Genomic DNA, 20,716 nt, shown 5'->3' on the forward strand with positions numbered 1-20,716 from the left:
TGAAACTGATGATGAGGAGGTGTAGGTAAACAAATTAGGCAGCCCCTGTAAACTAAAGTTTTTCCAAAAAAATCCTTTACACTGCCAGTAATTCATTTACTATTAAAGTATAGAGTTTTCTGAAAAAAAGACGTTGGGGGAAATCATGAGACTGAAAATAATCCATACAAATGACTTGCACAGTCACTTTGAAGCATTCTCGCAAGCTGTATCAATCATCAACGAAAATAAAGACGGGGAAACACTTGTCCTCGATGGAGGGGATTTAGCAGATTTCAAAAGCATAGAACTGCAGGGCACAAGGGGTATGGCTGCAATTGAACTTTTGGAATATGCCGGATATGACGCCTTGACGATCGGAAACAATGAAATGTTTAACGGGGTCGATACCCTTGAGCACATGGCATCCAACAGCCCTGTACCATTCATCAGCAATAATCTCCTTAAAAGGGACAGAACCAAGATCAATGGAGTTTGTTCAAGCATCATTATTGAGAAAAAGGGTATACGCATCCTCATTACGGGTGCATCTCCCGATATGCAGGATTTCAGTGATGGCCTTGGTGTACATATGACGGATTATAAAGAAGCAATAGAAAAAGAAATCGTAAGTCATGAAGGGAAGTTTGACATATGCATCCTTCTCAATCACCTCGGAACGTTTGTGGATGAAATTCTCGTGGAGGAATTAGAAGATGTTGATATCATTTTATCTGCCCATGACCATATAGTCTATCCACGGGCCAAAGTCGTGAACAATACGATTATGAACAGTGCCGGGTGCTATGGGGAATATGTCGGGATGATTGAAGTAGAAGTGACTGACGGCTGTGTGACACTACTGACTTCTGAGAATGCAGCCACAAAAGATGCTCAAAGGGACGAAGGAGTCTTGGCCATTTTAAATAGAAATAAAGAAAAAGCGATAGAAGTACTGAGCAAGCCGCTGTACACAATCGAAAAACCACTTTGGCATGATGTGTTAGAGGAAAACCCTTTGACCAACTTAATCGCCGATGGAGTAAGGGATATGCTGAAATGCGATATTGGTCTGATGAACAGCGGGATTGCGAATGCGGGGATCTTCGGATATGTATCGAATAAAAAATTGATTGAAGTTTGTCCTTCCCCATTGAATCCGACTTCATTCGAGATACTAGGAAAGGATTTACGGATAGCGCTTGAGCAATCGATGGATGCCGGTGTATGCATGAATGATGGAAGGGGACCGGGATTCAGGGGAAGATTCGTAGGGCGCCTGCACGTGTCGGGTGCAGAAATCGTTCATGATGGTAAGAGAGTCCATAAAGTTTTAATAGGAGGCGAGCCTCTGGATGAAGAAAACTGGTATACAGTCGCTTCTTCTGACTATCTGCAGCGCGGTTCCGGGTATCCATCCCTGGCCAACAATAGCAATGAGAAATATCTGGCAGAAGAAATCAAGGATGTAATCAGGATCTATGGTGAAAGAAGCGATTTCCTTATTAATGCTGGCGTTAACAGGTGGAGAGAGAAGGTCGATGTGACAATGTAAAGTAAGATACACACCGATTTAGGAAAGGAGAGATGTCGCGTGGAAACTGGTATGATATTCGCTTTTTCCATTGCCGTTGGTTCCCTTGGTGTAGCGATCAGTGCCTTGTCGATTGCAGGCAAACTTGAAAAGAGAGTAAAAGAATTAGAGAAAAGATAATGTGTTTATGAAAAGCGCTCAGAGTTCCTGGGCGCTTTTCAATTTTATGAGTCAGTTTCCTCAATATTACAGGTTTCTAGTAAAAAACTCCGGGGTATCATTTTAAAGAATACAAGTTTAGTAGTGGAGGAGTAATCCATATGATTAAACGCATCAGCTTAACGATAGGTTGGCTGCTCATCATAACAATGATCGTACTCGTCGGTGCTGCGAATTATGTGTACGACGTGGCCATTAACCGCAATGATGAAGCAATTAAGCTTTATGGCTCGGAGGAAGCGGTTGAAGCGGTCAGTGCCCTGGAAGAAGAACAGAAAAGATTGCAGGAGCTGAGAAGCTGGACAGAGAAACAGGATTTCGAAGAAGTGGAAATTCAAAGTGATGATGGTTTGACCCTGAGTGCACGTTATCTGAAAAACGAGGCTCCGATTGGCAAAACGGTGATATTGGCTCACGGCTATAAAGGAAATAACGAGCAATTGCCGGAAGTGACAAAATTTTATTATGAAAAGGGATACGACATATTAAAGCCTGACGCCAGAGGGCATGGAAAGAGCGGAGGCGAGTATATCGGCTATGGATGGCATGATCGCCAGGATCTGAGGAAATGGATTGATTATGTAATAGAAGAAAAGAATGAAAAGTTCATCTTTCTGCATGGTTTTTCAATGGGTGCATCTACCGTCCTGATGGCAAGTGGAGAAGACCTTCCGGGAGAAGTGAAAGGAATCATAGCAGACAGCGGATATACCTCAGTTGAAGAAGAATTGGCTCATCAATTGAAATACCTTTACAATCTGCCTTCTTTCCCGCTGATGGATATCACGAGCCTGGTCACTGAAATAAGGGCTGGATTTTCATTTGAGGAAGCTTCAGCGCTCGAACAGGTCAAGAAAAAGAAAAACAATCTGCCGCTCTTTATCATCCACGGTGATAAGGACGAACTCGTGCCATCTGAGATGGCAGAGCAGTTATATGAAAATACATCAGGTATGAAAGAGTTATGGATCATACCGGACGTTGGCCATACGCAAGGCTTTTTAGATGAGGAAGAAGAATACAAACGCAGGCTGATGGGATTCATAGAGGAAGCTATGAAACAATAAGTAAAAAAAGGGCAAGGAATAGTTTGATTCCTTGCCCTTTTTTTATTTTGTAAAAATAACTTGAATTCTGTTGAAAAATTCAGATTATTATGTATAATTGCATACATTATACAATTTTTCCCGGAGGAGGAGAGAAGGATGACAGTAAAAGATAAAGAGCTGCTTCATGAATTGAAAGAAGTGCTGAAAAGTCATCAAGTAACAACAAATGAAACGGTTCTCGAACAGCATGGGAAGGATGAATCCTATCATCACCCGTTCTCTCCTGATATCGTCGTGTACCCTGAGTGTGCAGCGGAAGTAAGCAAAATCGTTCAATTGGCAAAGTCTTATGACACTCCGATCATTCCATTTGGATTAGGTACCAGCCTTGAAGGTCACGTGATTCCATATAGCAATGGAATCAGTATTGATTTTTCCCAAATGAACAGGATCCTTGAAATAAGGGAGAAGGATTTCCTGGTCAGAGTGCAGCCGGGAGTGACCCGTTCCCAGTTGAATAAAGAATTAAAGAAATACGGATTATTTTTCTCAGTGGACCCCGGAGCAGATGCGACCCTGGGCGGTATGGCCGCCACGAACGCCAGTGGGACAACCTCCGTTAAATATGGCGTCATGAGAGATCAGGTGAGGGATTTGGAAGTGGTTCTTGCATCGGGCGAAATCATCCATACAGGAAACCTTGCCCAGAAATCTTCATCAGGCTATAACTTGAACAGTTTATTTGTAGGGTCTGAAGGGACGCTCGGGTGCTTTACTGAATTGACATTGAGAGTATATGGAATACCTGAATACATCCTGGCTGCAAGGGCCTCTTTCCCGCATATTGATGATGCTGTTGAAGCGGTTGTTTCCATTCTGCAGGCAGGAATCCCCGTTGCCAGGGTGGAGCTTGTCGATGAAGCTTCGATGAGGCAGGTGAACCTGTTCAGCGATACAGATTACATAGAAAAGCCAACCTTGTTTCTCGAGTTTCACGGAAATGAAGCCGGGCTGAAGCAGGATGTGGCATTCATGCAGGAAATCGTGTCAGACCATGGATGTGAAGAGGTTCATTTCGAGGAAGACCAGGCAGCCAGGAATAAGCTGTGGGATGCCCGTCATAATCTTGCATATGCATATGTCCATGGTAACCCAGGTAAAAAGATGATGGTATCCGATGTGTGCGTACCCATATCTGAGTTGTCCGGGGCCATTAAAAACGCCCGCGAAAAGCTTGATGAGCTGAATCTTACGGGAGGAATCCTGGGTCATGTAGGCGATGGGAATTATCATGCCCTCGTGATGCTCGACCTAAATGACCCTGAAGAATTAAGAAAAGCCGAGGCTTTTAATGAACAGATAGTAGAGTATGCCCTTGAGAGAAACGGAACGTGTACCGGAGAACACGGGGTAGGAGTAGGGAAAATGAAGTATCAGCAAAGGGAACATGGAGGAGCTCTCGAGGTCATGAAGAACATCAAGGCTGCCCTTGATCCCTCAGGACTCTTGAATCCTAATAAATTAATCCATACAACGAAGGAGGAAGTAGAATGAGACTATTAGAAACCATCAGCAATCTGGCAGGAAGGTATTTTGCCATCTGGGTCATTTTAGTGGCAGCGACCGCCTACTTCCTTCCTGCTCCGTTTTTGCCGTTAGGCAGCTACATCACGATCCTTCTCGGTGTCGTCATGTTCGGAATGGGGCTGACGCTCCAGCCGGTTGATTTCAAGCTCGTCCTTCAAAAACCGCTTCCTGTCATAACAGGGGTCCTTGCTCAATTCATCATCATGCCGCTAGGGGCATTCGCTATTGCGTATTTGATGGGGCTTCCGAATGAGCTCGCAGCAGGTTTGGTCCTGTTAGGGTCCGTTCCAGGTGGGACAGCTTCGAATGTCATGGTCTATCTAGCAAAAGGGAATCTGGCATTATCGGTTGCGATGACGTCGCTATCTACACTGCTTGCACCGTTGGCCACTCCTCTTATTTTATTGGCATTGGCCGGACAGTGGCTCCCGGTTGACCCCTATGCCATGTTCCTGTCAATCTTACAGGTGATCATCATACCGATCGCTTTCGGGTTAGTGATTCGAAGGGTGTTCCCGGGTACCGTGGAAAAAAGTTTAAATATAATTCCTTTGATTTCAGTAGCAGCGATTATCATTATTGTATCTGCGGTCGTTTCTGCCAACGTGGAGAATATCGCTACATCAGGTCTTATGGTATTTTCAGCCGTGATTCTGCATAATATCTTTGGCTTGGCGCTCGGGTATGGAACAGGCGTCATGATGAAGCTGGATGAAAGCAAACGGCGAGCTATTTCAATTGAAGTGGGTATGCAAAACTCGGGTCTTGGAGTGGCGCTTGCAACCGCCCATTTCGGTCCGCTGGCAGCACTTCCAAGTGTCATAGCGGCCGTCTGGCACAACATCTCAGGACCGATCATAGCAACTTACTGGAGTAAAAAAGAAGTAAAAGAGAATGAAAGGGCAGGAGATGAAAGAGGCTATGAACCTCATGCGTCGGTGAGATAATATACAAAGGTGGTACCGGCAATCCAGGTATCACCCTTGTTCTAGTGATAATATCCAGAACGTATTCCTTCTCAAAATCTCCTTGTTCTACCTGAACCCCTGCACCAAAACTATGAAAAATACTGGATGTTTTCACCAATTACGTACTTTTTCCGCATTTAAAGGTGTCAATAATAGAAGGATCTCCATTTACTAGAATAAAGGGCTTATCCAAGCCACTTCATTCATAAAGGAGAGATTTTCATGTGTGGATCAAAAGGTTTTAATGATGCGTGCTGTCCTTCGGGTCAAATTTTTCAGGAGCAGATTTGTGGGAACTTTTATGGCGGTACGGATGGTGAAACTGATGTAAGTGTTTGGCAGGCACCTGTAGGAGATTTTTTTGAAGGTACATTTGAGATTTTTAACTCCGCAAGCAGTCCTGGGGATGCTACAGGAACTGTAAATCCAGGGGGAGTTACAGTAGGACCAGTACCTCCTGGATTTTCTATAGCCCGGACTGTACTAAATCCAACTGATTTTACGATAACTGCTCCCGCAGGAGTTAACGGTAAGTTCTGCATTACACTTTATAAGCGCGTACTTGCTTAAGCTTTTAAGTTACTGAATTTAAGAGAAGGAAAAGACCAGATAGGATCTAATTTCATCCTATCTGGTCTTTTCTGTTAATATAGAGCTTTGTGGGTAATGTAAACGGGAAATGAAGAAAGATGCATTGCAAACATTTTAAAGATTCTAGTAGATTCTATGATAGGTCAAACGGCGAAGGGTAATGGATGTTTAAACAATACTCACCTTCACACGTATTTGCCCCTGCGCCGGCACAAATGATTTCCAATGTATCAAATCGCTGGACGGTGATGGATTGGCTATTGGGATTGCTTCCTGGCTGGTCAGGTATGGTCAGTGTACCAACTATCGCTCCTGCATCACCATTTAATCGAAGGTTTACAGTTAGAATATTTGCACATCCACCTTCATAACTAATAGTTACCGTTCCTGCTACTGGAAAAGGTGTGCCCATCTGACGGGACCTCCACACAAATCGATCGTCATTCGCTTGATTATTACAGACCAATTCGAAAAAACCGCAGAATTTATCAGTTAATATGGGTCTTACCACGTTTCCCCCATTTTCATCAGGACAACAGCCGCATTTCAAGGCCATATTGAAAAACCCCCTTTTTCATATTTTATGAGCTTGTACACTTTGGGGTTCTCCGTATTGCCCATTTTCCAGCGGAATTTTGGAAGAACACTGCCAAAACATCTTTATCTAATAGCGATTGGATACCGTATCTATTTCTATTTAATAGATCAGGGGAGAACTGACCAAGAGGGTTGGGGCCATATATTGAATGAAGGTGGTACCTGAACCAGGTACCACCTTCTTGCATTCTGCTACTACCAATAATATGTCTCATATGGAATCGAATCACCTATCATTTCTTCAACAACAAATACATAAAGTAAGGCGCCCCTATCAATGCTATCATGATCCCGGCAGGTACCCCGTCCGGTTCCAATATATTTCTGCCGATTGTGTCGGCAAGCATCAAGAGCCAGCCGCCAAGTAAAATGGCAACCGGTATGAACATCTGATTGCGGGGTCCGACTAAAGCTTTTGCCATATGAGGGGCCATTAACCCGATGAAGGCAATACCGCCTGTGACAGAAACAGCGGAAGCGGCCAAAGCCACAGCAACGATGAGCATGAGAAAACGTTCACGGTTGATCGAAATCCCCACTCCGATGGAGACAGGTTCACTCAAACCCAGCAGATTCAACATTTGAGACTTATAGAGTGTGAGCGGAATAAGGACTGCGAGCCAAGGGATAATCGCCCAAATGAACGGCCAGTCGGTTCCCCAGATGCTTCCTGCCAGCCATTTAGCAATGAAATCGACTTTTTGCCGCTCTGCAGCGGAGATCAGGATGATCATGAGCCCTGAGAAAGCCATCGAGAAACCGACTCCGACCAGCACAAGACGCACAGGCTGTATGCCGTTTCTTTTGCTATATGAGAACAAATAGATGAAGCAGGCTGTGATCAAAGCCCCAATGAATGCAACGATCGGAAGCAGGTAGGCAAAGGAAGCCGCATCGATTGGAAAAAATAAAAAGAAAATCGCAATCGAAACCCCGGCTCCTGAATTGATGCCGATGATACCCGGATCCGCTAAATCGTTACGGGTGATTCCCTGAAGGATCGAACCGGACAGGGCAAGGGCCATACCCGCAAGAACGGTAATGATGATCCGCGGGAGTCTGATAGAAAACAGGATGAATTCTTCTTTGAAGCTTCCATTCCCGAGAAGTGTGGGAATCAATCGATCATAAGAAACCGAAGAATACCCCAATCCAATACTTATAAAAGCAGTTACAAGAATTAATATCGACAGTACCATAATAAGCAATCTCTGTTTTTTTACTAAATCTGGATGTATCATCAGAACCCTTTCCCTCCTTTATGAACGATGAACAGGAAGAAAGGCAATCCCATCATTGCTACGATAGCTGCTACAGGAGTTTCGTAAGGTGCGTGTATAGTCCGCCCCAAAGTATCTGCAAGGAGCAGGAATGATGCTCCCAGAAGGGTGGACACAGGTATGATGAAACGGTAGTCAGTCCCCGTGATCACACGGACGATATGAGGGATCATCAGACCGATGAAGACCATATTCCCAACCAGTGCAACGGCGGCACCTGCCAATAAAATAATGACGACGAACAGAATCGTTTTGACGAAGGCCGTTCGCTGACCCAACCCCACGGCAACTTCTTCATTCAGGCTGAGGATGGTCAACTGTCTCGACAGGAATAGAGATACGATGATTCCGGCCGCAATGAACGGGACGATCACTTGCAGCTGCCCCCATGTTGTCCCGATCAAACCTCCGGCCGTCCACATGGATACATCTTTTGAAATCTTAAAGAATAGGCCCGTTCCTTCAGCTATTGCGAATAAAAAAGCAGAAACGGCTGCACCCGCCAATACAATCCGAAGAGGGGAGAAACCGCCTTTTTTCAAGGAGCTGATTCCGAAAACCATAAGAGCTCCGGCACCTGCCCCGATAAAACAGGCAATCATGATCCCAAGGGAAGTGACAGAAGGGATGAAGGCAAGGGTGATGGCAAGTGCGGCGTTTGCTCCGGCAGTCAACCCCAGGAGTCCAGGGTCTGCAAGTGGATTCCTCGTCATTCCCTGCATGATGGCCCCTGATACAGATAAGGCTGCACCTACAAAGATGGCAGCGACTGCACGGGGAAAACGGATTTCCTGAAGAATGGTTGCTTTTTCACTCTTATCAAAAGAAGAAAAAGCAAACCAAACGTCTTTCACAGTGGTATCCGCAGCCCCGAAAACCATTGAAATGAGGAAGCAGGCAGCAAAGATCACCACTGAAGCTATTAGTTTTGCTGTAAATGGAATATATCGTTGATTCGAAGTGGTCATTTTCAATCATCATCTCTTTTTTGGAGTATAAAGGAAGAGGAATTCTTATGTTAAGAATTCCTCTTTTATAAAATTAAAGAATGTAAATTTTAATCAGAGAATTGTCCAGCTCCGGCGCCTAGCCCCTCGAGGTCATAAGCTAAATGGTCCATGAAGGAAAAGAACGCCTTCCCGGCCCATTTAGCTTATGCTTGTCGGGGTTGAGCAAGCCGCCTCCGCTTTTCTATTGTCCAGCTGCAGGGCTTAGAGGCACATGTCATAAGCCAAATCGACCAAGAAGGCAAAGAACGCCTTCCTGTCCGATTCGTCTTATGCCACCCGCCTCTGAGCAAAGCCCTTCCGCTTTTCTTAATTGCCCAGGAATTTTTCTTTAAAGAAGTCAAGCTGATAATCCAGTGTTAGTGGATCGTTGAAATAGAATTCCATCATATTTACTTCGAATACCTGGTTGTTCTTCACGGCAGGGATGTTTTTATACGTTTCCGTTTCCATGAATGAATTATCCGCTTTCGGGTCTTTGCTCAGAATGACATAATCACCTGCAAATTCAGGAAGGACTTCTGTTGAAAGGGCAAAGTATCCAGGTTCCAGCGCTTCCTCTTTCACTTTATCAGGCATATTCAAGTTCATTTCCTGATAAAGGATCTCTGTGCCGCGTCCCCAGTTGTTTCCGTAAACGTAAAGCTGCTTGTTGAAGCTTTCAATGACTGAAACGGTCTTATCTTCACCGATTTTCGCTTTGATGTCATCGCCAGCCGTTTGGGCACGATTTTTGAAGTCATCTACCCAGGCTTGTGCTTCTTTTTCTTTGTTTAATAGTTTACCAATTTCGATGTGCTGCGTAAGATAGTCTACTTTTCCATATGTAAACGTAACAGTAGGGGCGATTTCTTTTAGTTTGTCGACGTTTTTGATATTGGATAAGCCTATGATCAGGTCGGGTTCAAGCTCAATGATTTTCTCCAGACTTTCATCCGTTACTTCTTCTGCGTCTTTTAAATCATCTTCCCAGCGAGGGTTCATCTTGGACCATGAATCAACCCCAACGAGGTTGACATCAAGCGCCATAACATTTCCTGCAAAAGAGGAAAGGACGACGACACGCTTCGGGTCTGCAGGAACTTCAACAGGTCCGTTTTCTGATTCGTATGTGATGGTTTCTTTATCTTTTGACTCTTTTCCTTCTTCTTTCTCAGACGTAGAGCCGTTGCCGCATGCACTAACCAATAGCACCAACAGCAGTGTGAATGGAAGCATCCATTTTTTCATATTGATCTTCTCCTTTGAGTAAATTGTATGTGATACACATTGGCTTATTTGTTCGAGGGTCTCTACCGATCGCAGCGTCAATTTGGAATACTTTCTTAAGGACGTCATGTGTGATGACTTCTTCGCAATCACCGGCCTTGACGATTTCCCCTTCTTTCAGGGCGACGATGTAGTCCGCGAAGCGTGCAGCCTGATTCAGGTCATGAAGCACCATGACGATCGTGCGTTCCTGTTCGATATTCAGCTTTTGGAGGAGCTCGAGTACTTCGAGCTGGTGAGCCATATCGAGATATGTAGTAGGTTCATCAAGGAAGATGATATCTGTTTCCTGTGCAAGGGCCATGGCAATCCACACACGCTGTCTCTGCCCGCCGGATAAAGCATCTACTTGACGGTACTTAAAATCGGCAGTACCTGTCACTTCAAGTGCCCAATTGATGACTTCGTAATCTTTCTTGGACAGACGGCCCATGCCTTTTTGATGGGGGAAGCGTCCGTAGGAAACCAATTCTCCGACTGTCAATCCACTGGCACTTTCAGGTGTCTGGGGAAGGATCGCCATTTTCTTTGCTAATTCCTTCGTATTCCCTTTGGATATATTTTCACCATCGAGCAGCACACTCCCGGATTGATGGGAGATGATACGGGTAATCGCTTTCAGCAAAGTCGATTTGCCGCAGCCATTCGACCCGATGATCGTGGTGATTTTTTTATCAGGGATCTGGACGCTGAGATCTTTCACAATCAGGTGGTCACCATAGCCAATGTTTAATTCATCTGTATAGAGGCGAACCATTTTAAACCCTCCGTTTATATTGAGATTGAATGATAACGATTCTCATTCTCGAACAAATTCATACTATAATGCTTTTTTACTAATGTCAATACAATTTTTCATTGCCACTTCCAATGAAAAGAGGTAGTATGTAATTGAGAATGATAATCAATAACGATTGATTTCAGGGAGTGAACGGGTATGAAAGACTACGATTTATATGATGTCACCATCATCGGAGGAGGTCCTGCAGGGCTATACTCTGCTTTTTACAGCGGTCTGAGGGAAATGAAAACAAAAATCATCGAGTATCAGCCGATGTTAGGCGGAAAAGTACATGTATATCCTGAGAAAATGATTTGGGATGTAGGGGGGCTCACACCTACACCGGGGGCTGAGCTGATCAAACAGCTCGTTCAGCAGGGGGTGACCTTTGATCCTAAGGTAGTCCTTAATGAGAAAGTCGAGAGCATTACGCGTAATGAGGAAGGCTTATTCATTTTAGAAGGGTCTTCGGGACAAAAGCATTACTCCAAAACCGTGATCGTGGCAGTGGGGAGCGGGATCATCAACCCTCAGAAACTCGATATCGACGGGGCAGAGCGGTTCGAAATTTCCAATCTCCATTATACGGTGAAATCATTGAGGAGTTTCAAAGACAAGACTGTCATCATTTCCGGCGGGGGGAATTCTGCTGTCGACTGGGCAAATGAATTGGAGCCGGTTGCGAAAAAGGTGTACGTTACCTATCGCAAGGAGGCACTGAACGGTCATGAAGCACAATGTGCCCAGTTGATGAATAGCTCTGCTACCTGTATATTCCATACGTCCATCACTAAGCTGATGGCGGGGGAGGATCACGAGAGCATTGAAAAGGTTCAGCTGACGAATCACCAGACCGGTGATGTTTCTTACCTTGATATTGATGAAGTGATCATCAATCACGGATATGAAATTGATGGTTCGCTGTTGAAAAACAGCACCCTTGACATCAAGATGGTGAGTGACTTTTATATTGAAGGCAACTCTGTCAGCGAGTCTTCGATAGATGGTCTTTATGCTGCAGGAGATATCCTGATGCATGAAGGAAAAGTCAATTTAATCGCGGGGGCTTTCCAGGATGCAGCAAATGCGGTCAACAAGGCCAAGAAATTCATCCAGCCTGAAGCGGACCGAATCGCGATGGTCTCTTCTCATAATGAGGTATTCAAAAAACGAAATAAAGAGCTGGTCAAACAGATGATGAAATAAACTTAAAGCCCTCTCCTATGTTAAGAGGGCTTTATTTGTATAAATAAATCCTAATTTGATCCTGCTTATCTATGGTAGCCAGCAAAACGTCATGAACGGAAGTATTATAGGAAATTCTCAGCTGATTATTCAGCCAGGATTCATCTTTATTTAAATGCTGTAATTCGCCATAATTGATCTTTCCTTCTTCAATAATTGGAATAGGCAGATCAAAAGGTTTATGAGATGGCGCGAAATCCTTGAGTGTGACCGGCTGATGCTCACTCTTTTGGAAAATGGAGATTTCTCCGCCAGGTTCCCATAGAGCCAGGGCTACTTTATGTACCTCTTCGGTCTGCTGTTTTCTTAATTCTGATAGGAGGCTGTCGAGCGGAATTCTAGCCTTCTTCAGGTTATGATAATTGATTGTTCCGTTTTCAATCAGTGGGAGGGGAGAAGGATCAAGCATTTTTTTGATGAACGTAAACTTCAAACTGATAAAAACGCCAATGAGATATAACGAAACTAATGTACCCATGGTAATCATTGACCCTTTTAATCCAAGTCCTTCATCTGACAATGGGTGAGCCATGATATTCCCTAATAGCAATGCCATAACAAAATCAAGGAATCGTAACTGAGAGATGGACCGCTGTCCCATCAATTTAGCGATGATCACTAAAAAGAAAAACCCTACTACAGCTCTCAACATCCATTGGACAGCTGTTAATGACTCCTGGCTAGCGAAAAAATCCATAGCAAACCCACCCTTAGCAATTCATTGCTGATAAACTACGATATAGTCTTTCCACAAGTAAATATTTTCATAAGTTCTATCAAGGCGTATAAAAAAAGATGCCCTAAAGGCATCTTTTTCAAGTCATTAATTTGCTTGGCGCAGTCTTTCTTCTTCTTCTTGAACTCCCGATTGTCGACGGTTTACAAGGTAACCGATCAATAAGACGGCAGCAGTCAGACCAATCGTAATGGCATACGTGACCGGACCATGATGAATATCAAGAAGTTCGAGGAATTGATGATCCCTGACAATCATTTCACCAGCTGTATAAGCCAGGATACCTGCACCTAAATAGGCAATCCAGCGGTACTTCTCAAGAACTTTTACAATCGCTTTTGAACCGAAGATCATGATTGGGATGGAAATGAATACACCGAGTGCAATCATCCCGATATGACCATGAGCAGCACCTGCTACGGCTACTACATTATCAAGGCTCATGACAGCATCGGCAAGGATGATGGTCGTAATCGCCTGTTTCATGCCGGTGTGAGACTTAATATTGGCTTCTCCTTCTTCCTCAACAAGCACCTTATAAGCAATCCATAAAAGCAGGACGCCCCCGATTAAATGCACATAAGGAATCTTTAATAAGTAAACGATGATCGCAGCAAAGAAAATACGTAAAATGACTGCTCCCGCCGTTCCCCAGAAGATGGCTTTGTTTTGGAGCTCTTTCGGCAGCCCCCTTGTCGCCATTGCGATGACAATCGCATTATCACCAGAAAGGATGATATCTATTGCAATTATTTTTAATAGAGCAATGATCGCTCCTGAAGAAATGGCCAGTCCCAGTGGAAATAGAAAATCCATCGTGGTTCCTCCTTGTATCTTGTAATCTGCTAAATAAAACACAACTTAATCAGTTTAACATAAAAGAATAATGAAAGAAGGAAGTTTTTGAGAAAGGAAGGGTCTACTGTCAGCCGGATATTGAAATCAGGAGTTTTAGATGTCCCTGAAGTGGTTAAATGAAAAGAAACACGAATCGATCAAGGAGGAACGTTCAGTTTTGGGTAATCTATTAGTATTTGGAGCCATAATATTTATTCTCGTTAACTTACTCTATTTCTTTAAAAATAAAGAATTCAAATACAGTTACTTCAGTACGAAAATGTTTTACAAACTATTCTTTGTGCTGATGGGCGTGGGTTTTTCATTTGCCGTCCTTTATTATGGCCTCGGCATGAGCGAGACTGTGTTGCGATACAGTGTACCTGACGGGAAGCCCGTCCCGCACAGGTTCTCGAACTATCTATATTTCAGCGGGGTAACGATTCTATCAGTCGGATATGGAGACTTTCTCCCGGTTGGTCATCTTCGCTTCTTTGCACTTATCGAAGCAGCCATAGGCCTGCTTCTCCCATCAGCCTACTTTATGAGGATGCTGAATTCGAAAGTCGACAAATAAATGAAGGCCCGTCCACTGCATTAAAGCAATGAAGGACGGGCCTTAAAATACGTCAGCTGCGGATAGGTCCCCTTTGGCCTGTCCGCTCCATAAAACTAGCAATCATGATCATGCCTCTTATTACAAAGAATCTTCAACGAGATATATGCTAATATTGAAGCAAGAATCAATTCAGGTACTAGCACGTACCACAACATAAATTCGGAGATGATACCTGCAGCTTCAGGCTGTCTTGCGATCCCTTCGACTGCATACCCACCGGCTAGTCCAATCCCATAGCCAATACCCCCAAAACCTAACAGGGCGATACCCGCACCGATACAACAATAAAGCCACTTAGAGAAGTCATTCATATTTCCACCTCCTTCGCACCTATAGAATTACTATATTCAGTACAAAGAAAATGGTATAGGTGAATGAATCTATTATTCGGTCTTTTTGCTTAAACCCAAGTTGTTTATAAAGGGGATTTTACTAGAAAAGAATGCCCCTGGTGAATATAAAAAAACATACCCATGGCACAAAGGGCCATGGGTATGTTCTTTACTATCTCAATACTGCTAAACCTGACTGAATTCTGCAATTCACCACAAATTAGGCTTAACGACCATAAACCAAAGCATGGCAAGCAAAAGGGTAAGGTATGTCAGAATGGTTCTTTTCAGCTTATCTATCAATGGCCCGTGTTCTACTTGATTGTCCTCAAACTTTCTGAGCGTCGGTGAAAAAGCACGTGCCAGGAAGAATAGTGAACAAAACATGATAAAAAGGGTCATGAGGATCCACGGGGTACCCCACGTCCAAGGTCCCATTAAAACCAAAAGAACGCCTGAACCCACCAGCACATGTCCTGCATGTTTGGATAATCGCACAGTAAAACGGAATGTATCCAAATAAGGAGTCAATTCTTCTCCTGAAGCTAACCGGAGCTTCTTAATCAACGGAAGCAAAATAAAAAACGGACCAATCGAAGCCACTACACTCAGTACGTGCAAATAAATAATGAACCGATAAAATAAATCCATTTCCATGTCCTATTCGTTTACGACACTGAATTCATGCACCCATACCCGCATGTTTGGATGCCATGGCATTCCTGGATGATAAGAGAGAATAGTTTCTTTATATTCTTCAACAGTTTGGAAGCCTTCCTGGCGGGCATGATCGTCTGTCAATTCCCCGAGGGATTGGGAATATACATGATCCACTATGTATTTTTTGCCTTTAAGTTCCATGATTTCCCCCACATCGGCATATCGGCCGTTGCGCCGTGTTGCCGTCTTCTTACCTTGAAGTACCAATTCCACATCGCTTTCCTTCGTTACGAGGCGCTCGATGCTGCATGTTTTAGGCGGTAATTCTTGTTTATTCATCATCAACCGCTCCTTTCGCTCTTTACTATAGCACATATACAGAGGGATAGAAGTCTCGCATGACAGAAAAAATATCTCAGGTCAAAAGGACTCATCTTCTCATTCTTTACAAAAATTTGGTGGTTCACCGTAGTAAAGAAGTAAAAGGGGTGATATGATGAAATGAAACAAATGCAGGAATTAAAATCCAAAGAAAAGGTCTTGAGTGCATTGAAAAAGTGGCAGACATACTTAGTATTGGTGTTCATCATGATGATTTGGGGATTCAATGTACCGGCTTTGAAAACGCTGGTGACAGAATTCACCCCTGTAACGATCACGTCACTACGGATCTTTACCGCCGGTCTCACGGTATTTATCATCTTGGGAATCATGAAACAAGTACGAAAACCAACCAGGCGGGAGAGCGTCTTCATCATTGGCGGCGGGCTGCTGAATGTAGTGAGCCATCATTATTTTCTCTCTGTGGGTCTGACACAGACCACTTCCACCAATGGGGGGCTCATTTTGGGCACCGGTCCATTGCTGACGGCACTGCTTGCTTCCATTCTTCTTAGGAATCGGCCAACTGTCATTAAGCTGATCGGATTTATACTTGGCGGAATGGGAGTATCGATTATTGTGTTATCAGGAGGGAAAGGCATCGGAAGTCTGAACAGCGGAGACGCGATGGTATTCATTTCGATCTTTTCACAGGCACTCAGTTTCATCATCATCAGCCGGGCAGCTAAGACTCTCGACCCTCGATTACTGACAGGGTATATGCTTGTGTTCGGCTCAATTATATTATTCTTCATCGGGTTGATAACCGAGCCTGAGGGACTGACACAGCTTGATCATGCTTCAATGGGGATCTGGGTGTTGTTTTTGGCTTCAGCCATGCTCGCGACTGCGGTCGGACATATGCTGTATAATCAGTCGATCGGCCGGCTCGGGGCAGCGGAAACCTCTATCTTCCTCAACCTCAATACGTTCTTCTCGTTGGTAGGGGCAGCAATATTCTTGGGTGAAACCATCACATCACAGCATCTATTGGGTCTCCTATTCATCATTCTCGGAGTCGTGTGCGGTGCAGGTACCCTGGAAGAACTCATCATCAAGCGAAAAAGACAAAGATTTTATGCAAAACAACAGAAGCACCATATGTAATGAATGTCCATCCACGAAGCAGTGGGTGGGCTTTTTATTTGTTGAAAAAATAGAGGATTTTTCCTTAGGAGTAAAGAATTATATAATCATTTATAGTATAGTGATAAAGTCATCTGCCTTTTAGCCTAATGGATTCTGTGGTAAGGCACTAATGTCACGCGAGAATAAAATCCAAGGACGAAGGACACATTATACATACGATTACGGAGGTGTTGAGTGATGGATAATAAACCATTTCACTACGATGGAAGCAACCACGTGGCGAGCGGGGCACCAACTGAAAATGAGCCATTCGAATTGACTGAAGAAATGAGAAAAAATATTGCGGCCAACCCATTTGGAGCGGTTGCAGAGGATGAGTAGAAAGAAGGGTGTTGTCAGAAATGGCAGCATCTTTTTTTATGGAATGAAAGGATTGAGCACAAATGATGTTTAACGCCGCCATTCTCCATTCTGCGAATAGAATTTTGATTTCTTCACAAAATGAATAAGAAAACAAATTGAATGATGAGGAAGGATCAAATATGACAAAAGTATTATACATCACCGCTCATCCACATGATGACACCATGTCCTTTAGTATGGCGGCGGCAAAAGCTTTCATCGACACATATAAAGGAGCTAATCCGGATCATGAGGTCATAAATATCGACTTATATAAGGAACATATCCCCCATATTGATGCCGATGTGTTCAGCGGCTGGGGAAAACTTCAGTCGGGTAAAGGATTTGAAGAATTGACCCAGGATGAAAAACAGAAAGTACAGCGTTTGAACGAGCTTTCCGATCAGTTCACGACAGGGGACAAATATGTATTCGTCACCCCTATGTGGAATTTTTCTTTCCCTCCGCTCATGAAGGCATACATTGATTCTGTGGCGGTTGCCGGGAAAAGCTTCAAGTACACGGTCGAGGGTCCTGTAGGGCTCTTAACTGATAAAAAGGCTCTTCATATCCAGGCTCGTGGGGGAATTTATTCCGAAGGACCTGCTGCTTCGATGGAAATGGGTCACCGTTATCTGGAAATCATCATGCAGTTTTTCGGTGTGCCGTCGTTTCAGGGATTATTTGTGGAAGGGCATGCAGCCATGCCCGACAAAGCGGATGAAATCAAAGCCGATGCTATTGCACGGGCAAAGGATTTAGCACATACTTTCTAAGTGAAGCGCCAGGCCCTTTTTGTAAAGGGCCTGGCGCTTTGATTATACGATGGTAGGCTTATTCATTTCGCCTGCCTTTGGTTCAGGTACAAATGCAAGAATGATCAGACCGACGATGAAGAGGATGACCAAACTGAACACCCCGCTGCTTGAATCCCCAGTAACCTGCGCGGTCACACCGACAAGGAGAGGACCCAGGATGGAGGCAAATTTACCGAAAATATTATAGAATCCGAAGAACTCATTGGAGTTTTTCTTAGGGATCAGTTTCGCAAAGTAAGCCCGGCTGAGTGCCTGAATACCACCCTGTGAAGAAGCGACGAGCATCGCGAGGATCCAGAAATCCAAAGTCGTTTCAAGGAAATAGGCATAAATACAAACGATGATATAAATGCAGATTCCTACATAAAGCATCTTTTTCCCCGTGAATCGTTCTGCAAGGCGGCCGTAAAGAATCGCGAATGGGCCTGCAACCACCTGGGTGACGAACAGGATGATCAAGAGGTTGGTTGCCGTGATGCCGAGGTCCGTCCCATATGCTGTAGACATCGTGATAATCGTTCCGACTCCATCAATATAGAAGAAGTAGGCAAGAAGAAATAAGAAGAGGGCACGATACTGCCTGATTTCTTTAAGCGTTTTGCCTAATCGCTTGAAACTGTTCACCACCAGCTTCTGTTCCCTTTCAATAAAGTAGCGCTGGTGAACATTTTTGATAAGGGGAATTGAGAACACTCCCCACCAGATGGCAGTGATGATAAAGGCGATTTTACTGGCTACAGTGGTTGAAAGCGGCAGGACGTTATTTTGAGAAAGTACAATGATTGCAATACTGATGATGAAAGGGATGGTACTCCCGATATAACCGAAACCGAATCCTCTTGAAGACACTTTGTTCATTCGTTCCTCTGTTGTCACATCTGTCAGGAAAGCATCGTAGAAAACGTTGGAGCCTGCCGAACCAATGGCGGCAACGGTATAGAAGATAAGAAGCAGGAGCCATTGATCACTTGGAACAAAAGCGAGAATCGCAGTAAAGATGACCCCCAGCGCAAAGAAAAAGGTAAAGAATTTCTTCTTATAGCCCTGATAATCGGCAATCGTGCCTAAGATTGGACTCAGCATCGCCAGGATGAACGTAGCGATTGCAACGGTATATCCTAAATAGGCAGTGGAATCGGCTGCACTGACACCGGCATTCGTGGCTGCTGCTTTATAAAATAATGGAAAAACTGCTGTTGAAATAATGATCGAATAGGCTGAATTGGCCCAGTCATAAAAGATCCAGCTGCTTTCTTCCTTGGAAAATCGCTTCATCATTCTATTCCTCCCCAGGAACATAATCACTTTTTAAAAATCTATTCATCTATGAGCTCTTGAAGTACTTTCCCGTCTGTGTTTCCTAAGTTGAGACCGAGCAGTCTCGCGAATGTAGTGCCTTCGTCGACAAGGTGCATTCCATGAAGCTCTTTATGAGGGGCGATGCCTTTACCTGCGGCCATGAAGATCGTCGTATATGTGTCTTTTTTTGGAGAGTAACCGTGCGAGCCCCAAGTGTAGCGTTTTTCCCTCACGTCTTCCGGGGTGATGGTGTGGATAAAATCACCGTCAAGCTTATCTTTGAAGTAATAACCAAGTTCCGCTTCCAGCATAAAGGCACATGAGTCGTCGGCTCCCATTTTTCCAGCTTCTTCACCGGTGTAGATCTGTTGAATCCCGTTCGAAGGAGTTTCAGACAGTTCATAAAGAAGGTTCTCAACCTCTTTCATGACAGAGGAATCTTTTACATACACGTACGCAGAACCGTCACAGCCTTTACAGTAAGCCCGCCAATTTTTTACCCGGCCCCGATGATCAAGGGATATGAAGCCTTTTTCCTTGAATACTGTATTTAATTGGACGGCCTTTGTTTCATCGAGTGCACTATGATCTCCGAGTGCGACGACAGCAGAGTTTTCGTATATGCCTGCTTCCTTCAGGGCCCCGATGATTTTACCGAGCCGTTTGTCGTGACGGCGGATGGCGGCATGGGCTTCCTCTGACGAAAAACCATGATAATGTCTTTGGGTATCAAGGTCGGTAAAGTGAACAAGCAGTAGATGCGGCTTTTTCTCTTTAATCGTTGCAACCGTCGATTCCAAGACGAAATCATCAAGCTCAGGCTGGTTGAGCCCCTTTCTGATATGCCCGAAGCGGCGGTTCATGTTTAATTGGTAAAGAGGTGTTCCGTTAAAGAGGGAAACAACGATTTGGTTATGCCAGGAGCGGTTGGCAAAGATCTCAGGCATGTTGTAATCGATATCCGCTTTTGCAGTAACGGGCCACAACAGTGCTGCAGTCGTCAACCCGGCCTTCTTGGCTTCGTCATATAGGGTGGTCCCCTTTACATGGCGCCGATGCCAGTACCAGTCGGGTGACACCCTGCCAGGCTGGATGAATGTATTATTTATGATGCCGTGCCGGTTTGGGAAATTTCCGGTCACGATTGTGGCATGACATGGATAGGTGACAGATGGATAAATCGTTTCGACGTTTTTGCAGAGAGATCCTTTTGACAGCAGTTCGTTGAAGTGGGGGAGATCCTTCAGTATGGAATGATCCTGTGATGATAAACAGTCAAATGAAATGACGATCAGGTGCTCAGTAAGACGAGTCATAAAGTCCTCCATCACGATTGATAAGTTTGTACTATATACCTATTAATATAGCAGAACATTCAGAATAAAAATATGCTTTCTTTGCAGAGCGGGAAAGAGATTGCCGGACAAGCCAACGAAA

The 20,716-nt window shown here is 44.2% G+C and carries 22 protein-coding genes; 10 read left to right on the plus strand and 12 right to left on the minus strand.

The window, feature by feature from the left end:
- Positions 1-145 precede the first annotated feature (145 nt).
- The 5 genes from ACUXV2_RS03900 to ACUXV2_RS03920 all read left to right on the plus strand — a co-directional run bounded on the left by ACUXV2_RS03900 (position 146) and on the right by ACUXV2_RS03920 (position 5,906).
- On the plus strand, positions 146-1,534 hold the full coding sequence (locus ACUXV2_RS03900) for a bifunctional metallophosphatase/5'-nucleotidase (protein WP_446245759.1): 1,389 nt from the start codon (positions 146-148) through the stop codon (positions 1,532-1,534).
- 299 nt (positions 1,535-1,833) lie between these two features.
- On the plus strand, positions 1,834-2,799 hold the full coding sequence (locus ACUXV2_RS03905) for an alpha/beta hydrolase (RefSeq protein WP_446245760.1): 966 nt from the start codon (positions 1,834-1,836) through the stop codon (positions 2,797-2,799).
- Positions 2,800-2,937: 138 nt separating this feature from the next.
- Positions 2,938-4,335, plus strand: a complete 1,398-nt coding sequence (locus tag ACUXV2_RS03910; RefSeq protein ID WP_446245761.1) for an FAD-binding oxidoreductase — start codon at positions 2,938-2,940, stop codon at positions 4,333-4,335.
- The gene (locus ACUXV2_RS03915; RefSeq protein WP_446245762.1) at positions 4,332-5,315 is read left to right on the plus strand and encodes a bile acid:sodium symporter family protein; all 984 of its coding nucleotides are present in this window, start codon (positions 4,332-4,334) and stop codon (positions 5,313-5,315) included. The genes ACUXV2_RS03910 and ACUXV2_RS03915 overlap by 4 nt, the downstream gene beginning before the upstream one ends.
- Positions 5,316-5,558: 243 nt before the next feature.
- On the plus strand, positions 5,559-5,906 hold the full coding sequence (locus ACUXV2_RS03920; protein WP_446245763.1) for an S-Ena type endospore appendage: 348 nt from the start codon (positions 5,559-5,561) through the stop codon (positions 5,904-5,906).
- A gap of 154 nt (positions 5,907-6,060) precedes the next feature.
- Here ACUXV2_RS03920 and ACUXV2_RS03925 read toward each other — a convergent pair whose 3' ends face one another.
- The 5 genes from ACUXV2_RS03925 to ACUXV2_RS03945 form a co-directional block, all read right to left on the minus strand.
- Positions 6,061-6,483, minus strand: coding sequence for a DUF3992 domain-containing protein (locus tag ACUXV2_RS03925; RefSeq protein WP_446245764.1), 423 nt, complete (start codon positions 6,481-6,483; stop codon positions 6,061-6,063).
- A 274-nt stretch (positions 6,484-6,757) separates the two neighbouring features.
- Positions 6,758-7,765: a FecCD family ABC transporter permease gene (locus ACUXV2_RS03930; RefSeq protein WP_446245765.1), complete on the minus strand. Its 1,008-nt coding sequence runs from the start codon at positions 7,763-7,765 to the stop codon at positions 6,758-6,760.
- On the minus strand, positions 7,765-8,772 hold the full coding sequence (locus tag ACUXV2_RS03935; RefSeq protein ID WP_446246997.1) for a FecCD family ABC transporter permease: 1,008 nt from the start codon (positions 8,770-8,772) through the stop codon (positions 7,765-7,767). Before ACUXV2_RS03935 ends, ACUXV2_RS03930 begins: the two co-directional genes overlap by 1 nt.
- Positions 8,773-9,120: 348 nt before the next feature.
- Positions 9,121-10,041: an iron-hydroxamate ABC transporter substrate-binding protein gene (locus ACUXV2_RS03940; RefSeq protein WP_446245766.1), complete on the minus strand. Its 921-nt coding sequence runs from the start codon at positions 10,039-10,041 to the stop codon at positions 9,121-9,123.
- Positions 9,992-10,837 (minus strand): ABC transporter ATP-binding protein, encoded by an 846-nt coding sequence (locus tag ACUXV2_RS03945; protein ID WP_446245767.1) that lies wholly within the window; start codon positions 10,835-10,837, stop codon positions 9,992-9,994. Before ACUXV2_RS03945 ends, ACUXV2_RS03940 begins: the two co-directional genes overlap by 50 nt.
- A 180-nt stretch (positions 10,838-11,017) precedes the next feature.
- On the opposite strand from ACUXV2_RS03945, the gene ACUXV2_RS03950 reads away from it, so the two are divergent.
- Positions 11,018-12,067, plus strand: coding sequence for an NAD(P)/FAD-dependent oxidoreductase (locus ACUXV2_RS03950; protein ID WP_446245768.1), 1,050 nt, complete (start codon positions 11,018-11,020; stop codon positions 12,065-12,067).
- A gap of 31 nt (positions 12,068-12,098) precedes the next feature.
- Here ACUXV2_RS03950 and ACUXV2_RS03955 read toward each other — a convergent pair whose 3' ends face one another.
- Both ACUXV2_RS03955 and ACUXV2_RS03960 read right to left on the minus strand, forming a co-directional pair.
- Entirely contained in the window at positions 12,099-12,803 is a 705-nt protein-coding gene (locus ACUXV2_RS03955) for a DUF421 domain-containing protein (protein WP_446245769.1), read from the minus strand.
- Between the two features lie 126 nt (positions 12,804-12,929).
- Complete coding sequence (locus ACUXV2_RS03960) at positions 12,930-13,658, minus strand: TerC family protein (RefSeq protein ID WP_446245770.1); 729 nt, start codon at positions 13,656-13,658, stop codon at positions 12,930-12,932.
- A gap of 139 nt (positions 13,659-13,797) precedes the next feature.
- On the opposite strand from ACUXV2_RS03960, the gene ACUXV2_RS03965 reads away from it, so the two are divergent.
- Entirely contained in the window at positions 13,798-14,256 is a 459-nt protein-coding gene (locus ACUXV2_RS03965) for an ion channel (RefSeq protein WP_446245771.1), read from the plus strand.
- 95 nt (positions 14,257-14,351) lie between these two features.
- On the opposite strand, the gene ACUXV2_RS03970 is transcribed toward ACUXV2_RS03965, so the two are convergent.
- From ACUXV2_RS03970 to ACUXV2_RS03980, 3 genes are all read right to left on the minus strand, one after another.
- Positions 14,352-14,609, minus strand: coding sequence for a F0F1 ATP synthase subunit C (locus tag ACUXV2_RS03970; RefSeq protein ID WP_446245772.1), 258 nt, complete (start codon positions 14,607-14,609; stop codon positions 14,352-14,354).
- Between the two features lie 231 nt (positions 14,610-14,840).
- On the minus strand, positions 14,841-15,281 hold the full coding sequence (locus ACUXV2_RS03975; RefSeq protein ID WP_446245773.1) for a hypothetical protein: 441 nt from the start codon (positions 15,279-15,281) through the stop codon (positions 14,841-14,843).
- A gap of 9 nt (positions 15,282-15,290) precedes the next feature.
- On the minus strand, positions 15,291-15,632 hold the full coding sequence (locus tag ACUXV2_RS03980; protein ID WP_446245774.1) for an ASCH domain-containing protein: 342 nt from the start codon (positions 15,630-15,632) through the stop codon (positions 15,291-15,293).
- Between the two features lie 159 nt (positions 15,633-15,791).
- Between ACUXV2_RS03980 and ACUXV2_RS03985 the strand changes: the two genes are divergently transcribed.
- From ACUXV2_RS03985 to ACUXV2_RS03995, 3 genes are all read left to right on the plus strand, one after another.
- Positions 15,792-16,778, plus strand: coding sequence for a DMT family transporter (locus tag ACUXV2_RS03985; RefSeq protein ID WP_446245775.1), 987 nt, complete (start codon positions 15,792-15,794; stop codon positions 16,776-16,778).
- Positions 16,779-16,997: 219 nt separating this feature from the next.
- Entirely contained in the window at positions 16,998-17,141 is a 144-nt protein-coding gene (locus tag ACUXV2_RS03990) for a hypothetical protein (RefSeq protein WP_446245776.1), read from the plus strand.
- A gap of 161 nt (positions 17,142-17,302) precedes the next feature.
- Positions 17,303-17,938 (plus strand): FMN-dependent NADH-azoreductase, encoded by a 636-nt coding sequence (locus ACUXV2_RS03995; RefSeq protein ID WP_446245777.1) that lies wholly within the window; start codon positions 17,303-17,305, stop codon positions 17,936-17,938.
- A 42-nt stretch (positions 17,939-17,980) separates the two neighbouring features.
- Here ACUXV2_RS03995 and ACUXV2_RS04000 read toward each other — a convergent pair whose 3' ends face one another.
- Together ACUXV2_RS04000 and ACUXV2_RS04005 are read right to left on the minus strand one after the other, a co-directional pair.
- Positions 17,981-19,258 (minus strand): MFS transporter, encoded by a 1,278-nt coding sequence (locus tag ACUXV2_RS04000; protein WP_446245778.1) that lies wholly within the window; start codon positions 19,256-19,258, stop codon positions 17,981-17,983.
- Positions 19,259-19,296: 38 nt separating this feature from the next.
- Positions 19,297-20,595 (minus strand): alkaline phosphatase family protein, encoded by a 1,299-nt coding sequence (locus ACUXV2_RS04005; RefSeq protein WP_446245779.1) that lies wholly within the window; start codon positions 20,593-20,595, stop codon positions 19,297-19,299.
- Positions 20,596-20,716: the final 121 nt, after the last annotated feature.

The sequence above is a fragment of the Rossellomorea sp. NS-SX7 genome, assembly GCF_052828565.1.